Raw genomic sequence first — 13680 nt, 5'->3', positions numbered from 1 at the left:
CTCCCACACAAGCCAGCCCTCCACATAAGTCAGTTTCCAGAGAAAAGTGGTTCCCGCATTTGATTTGCGGCGGCTGAGCGACCGTTGATCAAATAACCCCGTGCTCTAAACCTTCATCCCCCCTAAAATGCCCGGCATTCTTTGCCCGAGGCGTTTTTGTTCATGTCTGTCACCGCTCAACCTGCCAGCCCTGCGCCGGATCATCACGCCCAGTTCATCGAACTGCTGAGCGCAAGCCTCGCGCAGAACGCGTTTATCAAGCTGGTGCTGGCCAAGTACGTCGGCGAAGAAGCCGAGTTGCAGCGGCTGATCATCAAGCAGGTCGTGGTCAAGGAGCAGGCGTGCCTGTCCTTTGTTTATCGCTACAAGACCCGCGACATTACCAAGAACTTCCCGCTGGCCGAAGGCGTGGCGGCAATTGCCGCGCTGCTGCCGGCGTCGTTCAAGAATGCGCACCTGTTGTCGCTGACCGACGAAGCCCAGCTGGAATACAGCAAAAAGAACAAAAGCTCGCTGTTCAAAAGCAAGCCGCAGCAATTGCGCGAGGCGCCTTCTGCTGAGCATAACCGCGAGAAAAACCGCTTCCTCGACTTGAGCCGACCCTTCCTCGCGGACCTGGGCGTCACCGACGCCAAGCAGGCGCTGATCCCATCGATGTCGCGCAAATGGAAGCAGATCAACAAGTTCATCGAAGTGTTCAGCCATGCGCTGACCTCATCGCCGTTGAAGCTTGACCAGCCGGTGCGCGTGGCGGATTTCGGTTCGGGCAAGGGCTACCTGACGTTCGCCATTCACGATTACCTGCGCAACACCCTCAAGGCCGAGGGCGAAGTGACGGGTGTGGAATTGCGTGAAGACATGGTAACCCTGTGCAACACCGCCGCCGCACGCCTGGAGCATCCGGGGCTGGTGTTCAAGTGTGGTGATGTGCGCAGTGTGGCGCCCAGCGAACTGGATGTGATGATCGCCCTGCATGCCTGCGATATCGCCACCGACTACGCGATCCACACCGGCATCCGTTCCGGTGCGTCGATCATCATGTGCTCGCCGTGCTGCCACAAACAGATCCGCCTGCAGATCCAGAGCCCGGTGCTGCTCAAGCCGATGCTGCAGTACGGCCTGCACCTGGGCCAGCAAGCGGAAATGGTCACCGACAGCTTGCGTGCGTTGTTCCTGGAAGCCTGTGGCTACGAGACCAAGGTGTTCGAGTTCATTTCGTTGGAACACACCAACAAGAACAAGATGATTCTGGCGGTCAAGCGCACCGAGCCTGTGGACAATGCGCAACTGTTGGAAAAAATCCAGGAGCTGAAGGCGTTCTATCACATCAGCGAACACTGCCTGGAAACCCTGCTGCGCGCGGATGGCTTCTTGAACTGAATGCGGTCTCCTGTGGGAGCTGGCTTGCCTGCGATGGCATCACCTGGGTTTGCTGATAGACCGAGGTGTCTGCATCGCAGCGGTGCGACGATTCGACAAGCCAGCTCCCACACAAGCCGGTGCAGGCTGCACCGCCGTCTTGCGCCCGAGCATCACCGTAATGATCACGCCACACGCAAACACCCAGGTAATCGGCTCGATATGTTCACCAAAGAACAACGCCGAAAACGCGATGGTAAAGAAGATCTGCAACAGCTGAATCTGGCTGACCCGCGCAATGCCGCCCATGGCCAGCCCGGCGTACCAGGCGAAGAACCCCAAAAACTGCGAGAACAGCGATACATACCCAAACGCCCACCAGGTGCGCATGGAAATCGCGCCTTGATGCTGCGCCGCCAGGTACCACACCGGGCCGATCAATACTGGCGTCGACAGCACCAGCGCCCAGCAGATCACCTGCCAGCCGCCCATTTCCTTGGCCAACCGGCCGCCTTCGGCATACCCCAGGCCGCCCACGGCAATCGCGCCGAGCATCAGCAAATCGCCGGCCTGGATACTGCCCGCGCCGGTGATCAACGCATAACTCAGCACCAACGCACTGCCCAGCGCTGCGCAGGCCCAGAAGGCTTTTGACGGCCGTTCATGTGACAGCCACGCCGCATACAGTGCCACGCACAGCGGTTGCAAACCGTTGACCAGCGCGCCATGGGACGCCGGCAAGGTTTGCATGGCCCAGGCCGACAACACCGGGAAACCCAGGATCACCCCGGCAATCACCAGGCACAGTCCGCGCACCTGGCGCCAGGTTGGCCAGCGCTCGCGTCGCCACAACAACAGCGCTGCTGCCGGGATCGCCGCGAACAAGGCGCGCCCGAGGCCATTGAGCAAGGGGTGGATTTCCTGCACCACGATACGGGTGAAGGGCAAAGTCAGGCTGAAGATGACGACGCCCAGCAGGCCGAGGGCCATGCCGGTGTTTTCGCGCGAGCTCATGAGTGGGGACCAGAATCTGGAGGGCTTCAAGGGAAGCCCATCTAGCCACAACCCTCGCTGATTAAGGGCCTACAGCTGGTCGCAGATTTATCCGTACAGTTTCAATCTTTAAGCTGGCAGGCACGGCGCCATCGCGGGCAAGCCCGGCTCCCACAGTTGATCTCTATCGTCTGATGGACCGAGATCTCCTGTGGGAGCTGGCTTGCCTGGGGTTGATCTCTATTGCCTGGTTGACCGAGATCTTCTGTGGGCGCTGGCTTGCCTGCGATGGCGTCACCCTGGTCTTTAGAAGAACCGCGTAATGCTGACCTTCGCATCGCGGCCCTTGGTGTAGGCACGATCACCGCTCAAGGCCGGGCGGAAGTTGTTGTTGAACAGGTTGTCCACGGTGAAGTTCACCTCGGTGCCTTTGAGGTAGGCCTGTTGCGGTTTCCATTTGGCGAACAGGCCTTGGGTGTTGTAGGCCTTGTTGCCGTACTGGTCGTAGAACAGGTCGCCCAAACTGCTGCCCGGGCCGCCGGAATATTTGTCACTCGGCAAGCGATCGGTCGCGCCAATGAACTGGCCCATCCAGCCCACCTGGGCATCCCAGGCCGGGATGTTGGTGCCCACTACCAGCACCCATTTGGTCGGTGGAATGTCACGTGCCGGTACATCCGGCCCCCACGGGTTGGTGTAGGCGCCTTCGTGTTCACCCTTGGCGTAGGCGAACGACACCGAGCCGAACAGGTAGGTGGAGTTGTAGAAGGACTCCAGCTCAAAGCCCTTGATGGTCAGGCCACCGATGTTGCGGTAGTTGGACATCGCCCCAGGCGGGCAAGCGTTGGCAATGGTGCCGCCGTTGACGGCCTGGTTTTGGCAACCAACGCCGGTGGCCTTGAAGATTTCGTCTTCGACTTTGTTGTGGAACAGCGTGGCGCGCACTTGCAGGTTGTCGTTCTGGGCGATCAGGTTGTTGAAGCTGGTGACGCCGCCCAACGTGATCGAGGTGATGCGTTCCGGGTCGAGGTCGACACTGGTGGCGGTGCGGCTGCCCAGGCCTTGCACTTCATATTGCTCGTCGATCACCGGCGCCCGCCAAGTCTTGCTCCAGTTGGCGAACAGCCCCAGGTTCGGCGTGACGTTCCAGAACAGCGCCAGGCGCGGCGACCAGCCGGTGTAAGTGCGGTCGCTGTAATCGTGGCCGAAGGACGGATTCGGGTTGTTGTAGTACGGCGCGTCATTGCCTTCGCCACGGTTGCGCACATGGTCGTAGCGCAGCGACGGGGTGATGGTCACGTCGCCCACGGTGACTGCGTCCTGGACAAAGAAACTGTTGGTGTCGACCTTGCCGTGGGGCATGAAACCCGGCTGGAAGTGCCCGTAGTTGTAGCGCGCGGTGTTGTAGGTGGTGCCGGGCATCCACATTTCGGTTTCGCGGATGTGCTTGCGGATTTGCCCGCCGACGGTCACCGCATGCTGCAAGGGGCCGGTGTCAAACAGGCTGACGTTGCGGATGTCGAGGTTCTTGTCGGTGTAGGCGGTGTCCATCTTGCGCCCGCCGGTGGCCAGTTGGAAAAACGCGGTGGCGTCGCGTTCGTCGGTCTGGTCGGTATTGGACTGGGAATATTTGACGGTCAGGTCGATCAGCGGGTTATTCACCGGCGTGTATTCGTACTTGCCTGACCAGGTGGTGTCAGTGGTGTCACGCTGGGCTAAAAAACGCTTCAGCGCGTTTTCGTAACCGTAGCGGTCGATGTTGGCCTGGGTCGGCGGCGTCGGGTAGCTGGCGGCGGAGAATGGTGTCCAGCGGTTGCTGTGGGAGCGCGAGTAAGAGAGGCCAACGCTGTGCTCCTCGGTGAAGTGGGCGTTGACCTTGAAGAGTTTGCCGTCCACATCCTGGGCACTGTTGGGCAGGCGCTGAGGGTTGACCGGGTATTCGTTGTTGTCGTTGGGCAGTTTGGCGGCCACCTTCATGTCGCCGCCGTCGCGCTGGGTCAGGTAGGCCAGCGCGTCGAAACGCCCGTCGTCGGTGCGGCCGTACACGGCACTGCTGTAGATCTGTTCGTGGTCGTTGCTGGAGTAACCGTATTTGAGCATCGCGCCGCTGTTGCGACCGTCTTGCAGCAGGTCCGGGGCGTCCTTGGTGGTCATGTTGACCGTACCGCCAAAACCGCCGTTGCCGGTGAACGGCGAGTTGGGGCCTTTCTCGACCTCGATGCTCTTGATCAGCTCCGGCTCGATAAATACGGTGCCTTGCTGGTAGCGCTCAAAGCCGGTTTTGGTGGCGCCGTCGACGGTCATCGGCACGTCTTCGGCATCGCCGAAACCTCGAATATTGATGGTCTGGCCACCAGGTTTCAGTGAGCCGCCCTGGCTCACGCCGGGCAAGGTCTGCAACAGGCTGGGGATGTTGTTGGATTGGTAGCGGTCAATGTCGGCCTGGGTCATGGTCGAGCGGTTGACGGTGCTGGAGTCGACTTCGTTACCGGTGCCGATCACGCTGAGGGCATCCAGCTGGATGGCGCCGCTGTGGGTGGTCTTGCCCTCGTCGGGGCGCACCACGTAGGTGCTGCCGACTTTGATCAGGGTGAACTCGCCGTTTTTCAGCAAGCTGCGAATCGCCACTTCCGGGCTGAATTCACCGTTGAGCGCCGGCGCCTGCACATGTTTGAGCAGTGTCTCATCGAACAACAGCTGGATTTTCGCCTGCTGCGCGACAAAGCTCAGGGACGTGGCCAGCGATTGGGCAGGCAGTTGCAGCCTGAGCGACTCGGCCTGGGCGTTGAGGCTCAAGGCCATGCAGGTGGCAATAAGGGTCGGTCGAAGAAACAGGTGCGGAGCGTGGCAAGGCGCGCGAAACATGAAATCCCCCGGGGTGGCTAAATAGCCAAAAGGTGTGCGTATCCAACACAGTCGGGAGGAAGACGGGGCAGCTGCGAAAAACCACACATGCGAATGCAAAATATTCTCAAGTGTGGTTTTTGCAGGCCTTACTTGAGCGGTTCGATGCGGACAATGCCATCGGCCGAGGCCACGGTTTTAACCGGCAGCAGGGCGGGCAGGGCGCTGAGCAGGGCATCTGGGTCATTCACATCCAGATTGCCCGAGACCTTCAGTTGCGCCACGGCTTTGTTGACCTGCAAGGGCGCTTGAGGCCGGTAGAGGCTCAGTTCATCGATCAGGCTGGCCAACTCCCGATTGCGAAACGACAGGTGCCCACTGCGCCAGTCGGCCACTTCTTCGGTGGTGAGTGTCTGTTGCTGCACGGTGCCCTTGGCGTAGCTGTACGTGGCACGTTGCTGGGCGCCGAGCAACGCCACCGGGCTTTTGGCGTCCGGCTCGAAGGCGACCTGGCCGTGGGCGACGCTGACCACCAGTTGTTGCTGGCTGCGTCGCACGTCAAACCCGGTGCCGACCACCCGCACATTGGCCTCGCCGGCTTGCACGTAGAGCGGGCGCTCTTTGTCGGCGGCAACTTCGATAAAGACCTGGCCCTTGTCCAGGTGCAGGATGCGTTGATGCGCATTGAAGTCCACGCGCAGGTGGGTGTTGGCATTCACATACAGCGTGCTGCCGTCGGGCAAGGCGAGGGTGCGCATGCCTTTGGCGTGCCCGGCAATCTGGCTGTGGAACAGCGCGCGGGGTGCACCGATATTTGTCGTCAGCACGGCGCAGACCAGTGCGGCGGCCACGGCCAGAGCCGGGCGCATTATCGAGGGTTTACGCTTGGGCAGCGGTACGGGTTTATTCAGTTGCTGCAACTGGGCGAGGTCGTCCCACAGTTGTTCGAATTCGGCATAGGCACGGGCGTGGGCGGGCGTTGCCTGCCAGGCGGCAAAGGCTTTGCGCTCGGCCCGTGCTGCGCCATTACGGTTGCGGGCAAACCAGCTGGCGGCTTGGGCATCGATGGAGTCGCTCGCTTCGATGTCCAGGGCGTCGATGTCGCTCAGGCGGTTCATTCTGGCTGCTCCGTGCCGGGTTCTGATTGAAGGCGTCGCTTGCAATGCAGCAGGGCAAAAGCGATGTGCTTTTCTACCATGCTGGTCGAAATGCCCATGCGCTCGGCGATCTGCGCCTGGCTCAAGCCTTCGAAGCGGTGCAGCATAAGGGCTTCTCGCCTGCGGGGCGAGAGTTCGGCGAGGACTTCTTTCAACCGTTCCAGGCGTTGCAGGCGCTGCGCGGCGGCCATGGGGTCGTTTTGTGCGTCGGTGACCGGCTCCGTGTCAGCGTTGGCCGGGTCGGAGTGAGCGCTTTGGCGTACCTTCTGTTTACGCCAGTGATCGCGCAACAGGTTGCGCGCCATTTGGAACAGAAACGCCCGTGGCTGCTCGACCTTGGCGCGGTCGCGGTAGTCCAGCCATTGGGTGAAGACATCCTGGGTCATGTCCGCCGCGTCGCTGGCGTTGTCCGTGCGTTTGCGCAGGAAATGCAGGATATCTGCATAAAACCCGCGAAAGGCATCGGCCGACAACGGGTCGGGCTTGGGACGAGACATGGATATCCTTCTTGAGGAAGCACGACGTAGATAAGTCGCGAATGATATCGAGAACTATTGTCATTTGTCTCTATGTAACGGGTTCATGGGTTCAAAAATGTGGGAGCTGGCTTGCCTGCGATAGCGATGCAAGCCAGCTCCCACAGAGGAACGCGGTTTTAGCGCAGTAATGCTTTGAGCTGTTCGATGCCAGCCTCACCCAACGGGAACACCGGCAAGCGTGGATCGCCCGCCTCCAGGCCGGTCAGCCGCAACCCGGCCTTGATCGTCGCGGGCAAACCGCCCTTGAGGATGAACTCCAGCAACGGCAACTGGCGATAGAACAGCTCCCGCGCCAGTGTCAGGTCATTGGCCAGCACCGCGTCATACAACTCCAGGTTCAGCTGCGGGATCAGGTTCGGCGCGGCCGTGCACCAGCCCTTGGCACCCGCCGCGAAGGCTTCCAGCGCCAGCGGGTTGCAGCCGTTGTAGAACGGCACGTCGCTGTGGCGGCGCAACTGGTGCATGCGCTGAATATCGCCAGTGCTCTCCTTGACCATGGTCACGTTCGCCACCTGCTTGACGATGCGCAGGATCAAGTCCACCGACATGTCCGTGCCGCTGGTGGCCGGGTTGTTGTAAAGCATGATCGGCACGCCGATGCTGTCGCCAATCGCAGCGTAGTGGGCGAGGATTTCCGCTTCGCTGAGTTTCCAGTATGAGGCCGGCAGCACCATCACCACATCGGCGCCATTGGCTTCGGCATAACGGGCGCGACGCACGGCCTTGGCGGTGGTCAAGTCAGACACGCTGACAACAGTGGGTACGCGCCTGGCGATTTTCGCAAGGCTGTAGGCGCTGACCTCATCCCACTCCGCATCGCTCAAATACGCGCCTTCACCGGTACTGCCCAAAGGCGCGATGGCGTGTACGCCGCTGTCGATCAGGCGGTCGATGGAACGGCCGAGGGCGTCGAGGTCAATGCGCTGGCCGTCGGCGCTGAACGGGGTAATGGTGTAGCCGATGATGCCGTGAATAGTGGGGGTGGGCATGGGAGGTCTCCGCGTGAAAAAGGGCAATCAGTTCAGGCAATCGGCGTGTTTGCGCAGGTTCTGCCGGGCGTAGTAGTTGAATGCGGCGCCATGGCGCTTGGGCTTGGAGATCCAGTCATGGGCCTCGCGACCCAACTCCGGCAGGATCGGCTTGATGGTGCCCGCCGACATTGCCAGCAACTGCAACTTGGCCGCGCGCTCGATCAACTGCGCGATGACGCAGGCTTCCTCGATGCTTGCGCCGGTGGACAGCTGACCGTGGTGCGAGAGCAGAATTGCGCGCTTGTCGCCCAAAGCTGCTGTGATGATTTCGCCTTCTTCATTGCCCACCGGCACGCCCGGCCAGGCTTCCAGGAAGGCGCAATCTTCGTACAGCGGGCACAGGTCCATATGCGACACCTGCAGCGGCACTTCGAGCATCGACAGCGCGGCAATATGCGTGGGGTGCGTATGGATGATGCAGTTCACATCCGGCCGCCCACGGTAGACCCAGGTGTGAAAACGGTTGGCCGGGTTGGGAATGCCATGCCCCTCGAGTACTTCAAGGTCTTCGTTGACCAGCAACAGATTGCTGGCCGTGATTTCATCGAAACCCAGGCCCAGTTGCTGAGTGTAATAGGTGCCAGGCGTTGGTCCACGTGCGGTGATCTGCCCGGCCAGGCCGGAGTCGTGTCCGTGTTCGAACAGGATGCGGCAAGTGAGCGCCAGCTTTTGCCGGTCGGTCCACGTATTATCCGCCAGGCTGTTTTGCATCTGGATCAGTGCTTGCTTGACCAGTTGGTCTTTGGGAAGTGCTAATGTCTTGGCCATATCGGTGTCCTTTGGGTTAGAGCAAATGACACTAAAGATGCTATATGACACTTTGTGTCATTGGCAAGCGTGATTCTGCCTTTTCTGCAGGGATTAACCGCAGCACATGTCTATCCGTTTGAAATTATTGAGAAAAAAACTTGGCGTAACCCTGGAGTCCCTGGCCGAAAAGTCCGGGATGACCAAGAGTTATCTGTCCAAGGTCGAGCGTGGGCTCAACACACCGTCGATTGCTGCCGCGCTGAAACTGGCCAAGGCGTTGAACGTGAAGGTCGAAGAACTGTTCAGCGAAGACAACGTCAGCCTCGACAGCTACAGCCTGGTGCGCAGCCACGAACGTCCGGACACCGCGCCGGGTTATGCCGTGTTGGCCCATCAGGTCAGCGAGCGCAGCCTGCTGCCGTTCATCATTTACCCGCCGGCAGAATTCACCGACAAGACCTTCAAGGAGCATCTGGGCGAGGAGTTTTTGTTTGTGCACGAAGGCCAGGTGGAAGTGGACTTCATGAATGAACGGGTGATTCTGGAGCGGGGCGACGCGCTGCACTTCAATGCACAGAAACCTCACCGAATTCGCTCGGTGGGGCAGGTGCAGGCGCAGTTGCTGGTGGTGGTGCACAGCAGCGACGAGTGACTGTGTTCCCAGGCTGGAACACAGTCACTGTGGGAGCTGGCTTGCCTGCGATAGCGGTGGGCCAGTCAGTACTGTCTTAACTGACACACCGCTATCGCAGGCAAGCCAGCTCCCACAGTTGATCTTCGTTGTTCAGTAGATCAGCGTTCGACGGGTACTGAGAGTGCGGCATTACCCAACGGATGCGTGCGCGCCGCAAAGAACTTCAGCTCCACGCCACTGCCGTCAAACAACTGCGAATACCGGCGCTTCTGCTGGCGGATAAACCCGTCACTGCGCCCCGACACCGAGATTGCCAGTGTCGTCAGTCTGGCCTGGCGGATCGCGTCCACCAAGTGGCTGTCCTGAGCCCCCAAGTCATGGCCGAAGATGCACAACGCGCCTTCATGACTCAGCAACTGCTCGTAGCAGAACGACAAGTAATCCGAACTGCGAATGGTCTTGAGCTTCTCCTCCACCTTGCCCTCGCTGACAAACAACGGCACATCGTCCAACGTCTTGATCGTGTTGTTTATTGCAAAGCTGCTGAGCAAGGTGCTCTCGGTGGTCGGCAATTTGCGCGCGGTGCCGTCGAGGTTGCGCACCAGGTGCAGGCCGCCGTGCAGGTAGAGGATGCGCGTGGCGTCGGTGCGGGTGTTGCGCAGGTCGAAGCTGGCGTCGGCGCTGCGGAACAGGTCGTCGATGCCCGGCGTGTGCAAAATCGCCCAGTAGTTGAGCAAATCGTAATTGCTGGTGAACACCGTCGCGTAGCGCTTCAGTTCAGTGTTGATCGTCGCCAGTGTCGACGGCTGCACCAGGCGCCACGGAATGTGTAAGGCGTGGATGGTGTTGATCAGCGCTTCCTTGATCGCGTAATAACGATTGCGCGGTGCCGCCGAGCTGACCGCCAGCGCCTTGTTGACCCGGCTGGTGGTCTTCAAGGCGCCCAGCGCTTGCTCGAAACTGCGGGTTTGCAGGGCGTCGAACACGCTGAGTTCGGATGGGCTCAGGGGCTTTTCTTCGACGGTGCGGGCGTTTTCGAACAGCGAGTCGTAGGCAAAGTCTTCCCAAATCGCACGGCTGGCGCCATTGCCGATCAGAATCCCATTGAAGTCGATGGCGCTGCGCAGTGCGCTCCAGTCTTCAAGGTGGGCGTCAATATCCTGGAAATCCTTCATTGCGGCGGGTCTACTCGAAATCGGCTGGGTGGTGACTTTATCATGAGCGGGCGTTGATCCTGATCAAGATGCGCCACGCGTTAGCGGTTGATTCTGTCGGCATACCGCCTCCGAGGATTGACCATGAGCAGCACCTTTTTTATTCCCGCCGTCAACATCATGGGCACCGACTGCCTCGACGAAGCCATGACGGCCATCCGCAACTACGGTTTTCGCAAGGCGCTGATCGTCACCGACGCCGGGCTGGCCAAGGCCGGCGTGGCCAGCATGATCGCCGAAAAGCTGGCGATGCAGGACATTGACTCGGTGATCTACGACGGCGCCAAGCCTAACCCCAATGTGGAGAACGTCGAGAAAGGCCTGGCGATGCTGGAGGCCACCGCCTGTGATTTTGTGGTGTCCCTGGGCGGCGGTTCGCCCCATGACTGCGCCAAGGGCATCGCGTTGTGCGCCACCAACGGCGGGCACATCGGCGACTATGAAGGTGTCGATCAGTCGAGCAAGCCGCAGTTACCGCTGGTGGCGATCAACACCACCGCCGGCACGGCCAGCGAGATGACCCGTTTTTGCATCATCACCGATGAAACCCGCCATGTGAAAATGGCCATCGTCGACCGCAATGTCACGCCGCTGCTGTCGGTCAACGACCCGACGCTGATGGTCGGCATGCCCAAGGGGCTGACGGCGGCCACTGGCATGGATGCGCTGACCCATGCGATCGAAGCCTATGTGTCGACGGCCGCCACGCCAATCACCGATGCCTGTGCGATCAAGGCCATGGAGCTGATCAGCGCCAACCTGCGTCTGGCGGTACGTGATGGCAGCGACAAAGCCGCGCGGGAAAACATGGCGTATGCGCAGTTCCTCGCCGGGATGGCCTTCAACAATGCCTCGCTGGGGTTTGTGCACGCCATGGCCCACCAACTCGGCGGCCTCTACGACCTGCCCCACGGCGTGTGCAACGCGGTGTTGCTGCCCCATGTGCAAAGCTTCAACGCCAGCGTGTGCGCCAAACGCTTGAGCGACGTGGCGCGCGCCTTGGGCGCCGATATCAAGGGTATTACTCCGGAAGAGGGTGCCCAGGCGGCCATCGTCGCTATTCGCGCCTTGGCCCATGACGTTGAGATCCCGGCCGGTTTGCGCGAATTGGGCGCCAAGTTGCAGGACATTCCGCTGCTGGCCACCAATGCGTTGAAGGATGCCTGCGGTCTGACCAACCCGCGCCGGGCGGATCAGCGACAAATTGAGGAGATATTTCGCAGCGCGTTCTAAAGGCGGCAGCTGCACGCCGCAAGCGTTAAGCTACAAGTTGAACGGTATTTAACTTGAGCATGAAGCTTGCGGCTTGCCGCTGAGGTCACCTGATGAGAGTTCTATTATTCGGCGCCACCGGCATGGTCGGCCAAGGCGTGCTGCGCGAGTGCCTGCTGGCCGCTGACGTGCAGGAAGTGGTCGCCGTGGGCCGCACGCCGCTGACCCAGGAACACGGCAAGCTGCACCAGGTGTTGCACAGCGACATGCTGGACTTCCAGCCGCTGGAAAACCTGCTGCAAGGCTTTGATGCATGCTTCTTCTGCCTCGGCGTGTCGTCGGCGGGCATGAATGAAGCCAAGTACACCCACCTCACCTATGACCTCACCCTGGTCGCCGCCAGCACCTTGGCGCGGCTCAATCCGCAGATGACCTTTATCTATGTGTCCGGCGCCGGCACCAACAGCTCCGAGGCGGGCAAGTCGATGTGGGCGCGGGTCAAGGGCAAGACCGAAAACGCCTTGCTGCGCTTGCCGTTCAAGGCGGTGTACCTGTTTCGGCCCGGGGTGATTCAGCCGTTGTATGGCGTGCGCTCGAAAACGCCGCTGTATCAATCGTTCTATACCGTGCTCAGGCCGCTGTTGTCGTTTTTTCGTCGGGTCAAACCGAGCTGGGTGGTGAGCACCGAGACCGTCGGCCTGGCGATGTTGGCGGCGGCGCGTCATGGCGCGCCGCAAGCCGTGGTGGAGCAGGCCGAGATCAATCGCCTGGCCAGCGAGCCGCGCTGATGCTGCACAAAAGCCTGGTGCGTCGCCTTGACCTGATCACTCTGCAACTGTTCGTTGCAGTGTTTGAAGAAGGCACGCTGACCCGCGCTGCGGCCCGTGAAGCCATCGCCGTATCGGCGGCCAGCAAGCGCCTGATGGAGCTGGAGCAGGTATTGGGCGTGAGCCTGTTCGTGCGCCGTGCCAAGGGCATGGACCTGACTGCGGCGGGCGAAACATTGCTGCACCATGCGCGGCAGATGCTGTTCAACGTCGAGAAAATGGGCCTTGAACTGGGCGAACACAGCCACGGTGTGCGCGGTTATGTGCGCATGCTGGCGAATCTGTCGGCGATCATTCAGTTCCTTCCGGAAGACCTGCGCGACTTTTCCCAACGGCACCCCGAGGTCAAGACTGATCTGGAAGAGCGCCCCAGCAACGGCGTGGTCCAGGGCGTGCTGGACGGGGTGGCAGACCTGGGCATCTGCTCCAGCGACACTGACACCAAAGGCTTGCCCAGTGTGCTGTATCGCCATGACAAGCTGGTGGTGTTGATGCCGGCGGAGCATCCCTTGGCCGCACGCCAAACCCTGGCCTTCGAGGAAACCCTGGGCAGCGATTACGTCGGCCTGCACGCCGCCAGCTCGATCAATATGCGCACCCATGCCGCAGCGCGCGAGGCCGGCAAGATGCTGCGCCTGCGTATCCATGTGCCGGGGTTTGATGCGATGTGCCGGATGGTCCAGGCGAATATGGGCATCGGTATTTTGCCGCAAAAAGCCTATGAGCTGTTTGGTCGCGCGCTGGGGTTGCATGCGGTGCCGCTGACCGACACGTGGTCGGATCGCAGCTTGATTGTGGTGGTGCGTGATGAAGCGCAGTTGTCGCCGGTGAGCCGGTTGTTGTTTGACTACCTGCGCACGCCACTGAAGTGAGGAAACCCTGTGGGCCTCATCGCGGCATAGGTATCTACACAACCGGTTAACACGAAGTCTGTGGCTGGTGGGCTGTTGTGGCGAGCAGGCTTGTCCTGCGTTGGGCTGCGAAGCTGCCCCAGTACAGGCACGGCAATTTTGCTGAAAGTACTCAGCGTCTGTTTTTGGGGCTGCTTCGCAGCCCAACGCAGGACAAGCCTGCTCGCCACAGGAGAAATAGGCTGCTTTTAAAAGTTGTGTAGATACCT

General features: G+C 60.5%; 12 protein-coding genes. 5 read left to right on the top strand and 7 right to left on the bottom strand.

Features of this window, described 5'->3' with window-relative positions:
• The first annotated feature begins 162 nt into the window (after window positions 1-162).
• Complete coding sequence (locus HBO23_RS32530; protein ID WP_017137269.1) at window positions 163-1380, top strand: SAM-dependent methyltransferase; 1218 nt, start codon at window positions 163-165, stop codon at window positions 1378-1380.
• 39 nt (window positions 1381-1419) lie between these two features.
• Here HBO23_RS32530 and HBO23_RS32525 read toward each other — a convergent pair whose 3' ends face one another.
• The 6 genes from HBO23_RS32525 to HBO23_RS32500 all read right to left on the bottom strand — a co-directional run bounded on the left by HBO23_RS32525 (window position 1420) and on the right by HBO23_RS32500 (window position 8691).
• Entirely contained in the window at window positions 1420-2373 is a 954-nt protein-coding gene (locus tag HBO23_RS32525) for a DMT family transporter (protein ID WP_017137270.1), read from the bottom strand.
• A gap of 285 nt (window positions 2374-2658) precedes the next feature.
• Complete coding sequence (locus tag HBO23_RS32520; protein WP_170040885.1) at window positions 2659-5217, bottom strand: TonB-dependent receptor; 2559 nt, start codon at window positions 5215-5217, stop codon at window positions 2659-2661.
• Window positions 5218-5345: 128 nt separating this feature from the next.
• The gene (locus HBO23_RS32515; RefSeq protein WP_170040884.1) at window positions 5346-6314 is read right to left on the bottom strand and encodes a FecR domain-containing protein; all 969 of its coding nucleotides are present in this window, start codon (window positions 6312-6314) and stop codon (window positions 5346-5348) included.
• The gene (locus HBO23_RS32510; protein WP_170040883.1) at window positions 6311-6850 is read right to left on the bottom strand and encodes an RNA polymerase sigma factor; all 540 of its coding nucleotides are present in this window, start codon (window positions 6848-6850) and stop codon (window positions 6311-6313) included. The genes HBO23_RS32515 and HBO23_RS32510 overlap by 4 nt, the downstream gene beginning before the upstream one ends.
• A 158-nt stretch (window positions 6851-7008) precedes the next feature.
• Window positions 7009-7881 carry a dihydrodipicolinate synthase family protein gene (locus HBO23_RS32505; RefSeq protein ID WP_170040882.1) on the bottom strand — a complete coding sequence of 291 codons (873 nt, stop codon included), beginning with the start codon at window positions 7879-7881 and terminating at the stop codon, window positions 7009-7011.
• 27 nt (window positions 7882-7908) lie between these two features.
• Window positions 7909-8691, bottom strand: coding sequence for an aldolase (locus tag HBO23_RS32500; RefSeq protein WP_017137275.1), 783 nt, complete (start codon window positions 8689-8691; stop codon window positions 7909-7911).
• Window positions 8692-8797: 106 nt separating this feature from the next.
• Here HBO23_RS32500 and HBO23_RS32495 point away from each other — a divergent pair, with 106 nt between their 5' ends.
• On the top strand, window positions 8798-9325 hold the full coding sequence (locus HBO23_RS32495; RefSeq protein ID WP_058421756.1) for an XRE family transcriptional regulator: 528 nt from the start codon (window positions 8798-8800) through the stop codon (window positions 9323-9325).
• A 140-nt stretch (window positions 9326-9465) separates the two neighbouring features.
• Here the strand turns inward: HBO23_RS32495 and HBO23_RS32490 are convergent, their stop codons facing one another.
• Window positions 9466-10482, bottom strand: coding sequence for a DUF4917 family protein (locus tag HBO23_RS32490; protein WP_170040881.1), 1017 nt, complete (start codon window positions 10480-10482; stop codon window positions 9466-9468).
• 123 nt (window positions 10483-10605) lie between these two features.
• Here HBO23_RS32490 and yiaY point away from each other — a divergent pair, with 123 nt between their 5' ends.
• The 3 genes from yiaY (at window position 10606) to HBO23_RS32475 (ending at window position 13432) form a co-directional block, all read left to right on the top strand.
• Window positions 10606-11754 carry an L-threonine dehydrogenase gene (gene yiaY, locus HBO23_RS32485; protein WP_017137278.1) on the top strand — a complete coding sequence of 383 codons (1149 nt, stop codon included), beginning with the start codon at window positions 10606-10608 and terminating at the stop codon, window positions 11752-11754.
• Between the two features lie 92 nt (window positions 11755-11846).
• Window positions 11847-12521, top strand: coding sequence for an NAD(P)H-binding protein (locus HBO23_RS32480; RefSeq protein ID WP_170040880.1), 675 nt, complete (start codon window positions 11847-11849; stop codon window positions 12519-12521).
• Entirely contained in the window at window positions 12521-13432 is a 912-nt protein-coding gene (locus tag HBO23_RS32475; protein ID WP_099548614.1) for a LysR family transcriptional regulator, read from the top strand. Before HBO23_RS32480 ends, HBO23_RS32475 begins: the two co-directional genes overlap by 1 nt.
• Window positions 13433-13680: the final 248 nt, after the last annotated feature.

It is taken from the genome of Pseudomonas sp. WS 5532, assembly GCF_012985445.1.
Taxonomy (GTDB): domain Bacteria; phylum Pseudomonadota; class Gammaproteobacteria; order Pseudomonadales; family Pseudomonadaceae; genus Aquipseudomonas; species Aquipseudomonas edaphica.
Note: the sequence above shows the minus strand (reverse complement) of the source record. Positions and strands in the feature narration are given on the sequence as shown.

What these genes read in the sequence shown, in the direction of transcription:
- HBO23_RS32530 (WP_017137269.1), top strand. Translation starts at nt 163, where the DNA reads ATGTCTGTCACCGCTCAACCTGCCAGCCCTGCGCCGGATCATCACGCC.
- HBO23_RS32525 (WP_017137270.1), bottom strand. Translation starts at nt 2,373, where the DNA reads ATGAGCTCGCGCGAAAACACCGGCATGGCCCTCGGCCTGCTGGGCGTC.
- HBO23_RS32520 (WP_170040885.1), bottom strand. Translation starts at nt 5,217, where the DNA reads ATGTTTCGCGCGCCTTGCCACGCTCCGCACCTGTTTCTTCGACCGACC.
- HBO23_RS32515 (WP_170040884.1), bottom strand. Translation starts at nt 6,314, where the DNA reads ATGAACCGCCTGAGCGACATCGACGCCCTGGACATCGAAGCGAGCGAC.
- HBO23_RS32510 (WP_170040883.1), bottom strand. Translation starts at nt 6,850, where the DNA reads ATGTCTCGTCCCAAGCCCGACCCGTTGTCGGCCGATGCCTTTCGCGGG.
- HBO23_RS32505 (WP_170040882.1), bottom strand. Translation starts at nt 7,881, where the DNA reads ATGCCCACCCCCACTATTCACGGCATCATCGGCTACACCATTACCCCG.
- HBO23_RS32500 (WP_017137275.1), bottom strand. Translation starts at nt 8,691, where the DNA reads ATGGCCAAGACATTAGCACTTCCCAAAGACCAACTGGTCAAGCAAGCA.
- HBO23_RS32495 (WP_058421756.1), top strand. Translation starts at nt 8,798, where the DNA reads ATGTCTATCCGTTTGAAATTATTGAGAAAAAAACTTGGCGTAACCCTG.
- HBO23_RS32490 (WP_170040881.1), bottom strand. Translation starts at nt 10,482, where the DNA reads ATGAAGGATTTCCAGGATATTGACGCCCACCTTGAAGACTGGAGCGCA.
- yiaY (WP_017137278.1), top strand. Translation starts at nt 10,606, where the DNA reads ATGAGCAGCACCTTTTTTATTCCCGCCGTCAACATCATGGGCACCGAC.
- HBO23_RS32480 (WP_170040880.1), top strand. Translation starts at nt 11,847, where the DNA reads ATGAGAGTTCTATTATTCGGCGCCACCGGCATGGTCGGCCAAGGCGTG.
- HBO23_RS32475 (WP_099548614.1), top strand. Translation starts at nt 12,521, where the DNA reads ATGCTGCACAAAAGCCTGGTGCGTCGCCTTGACCTGATCACTCTGCAA.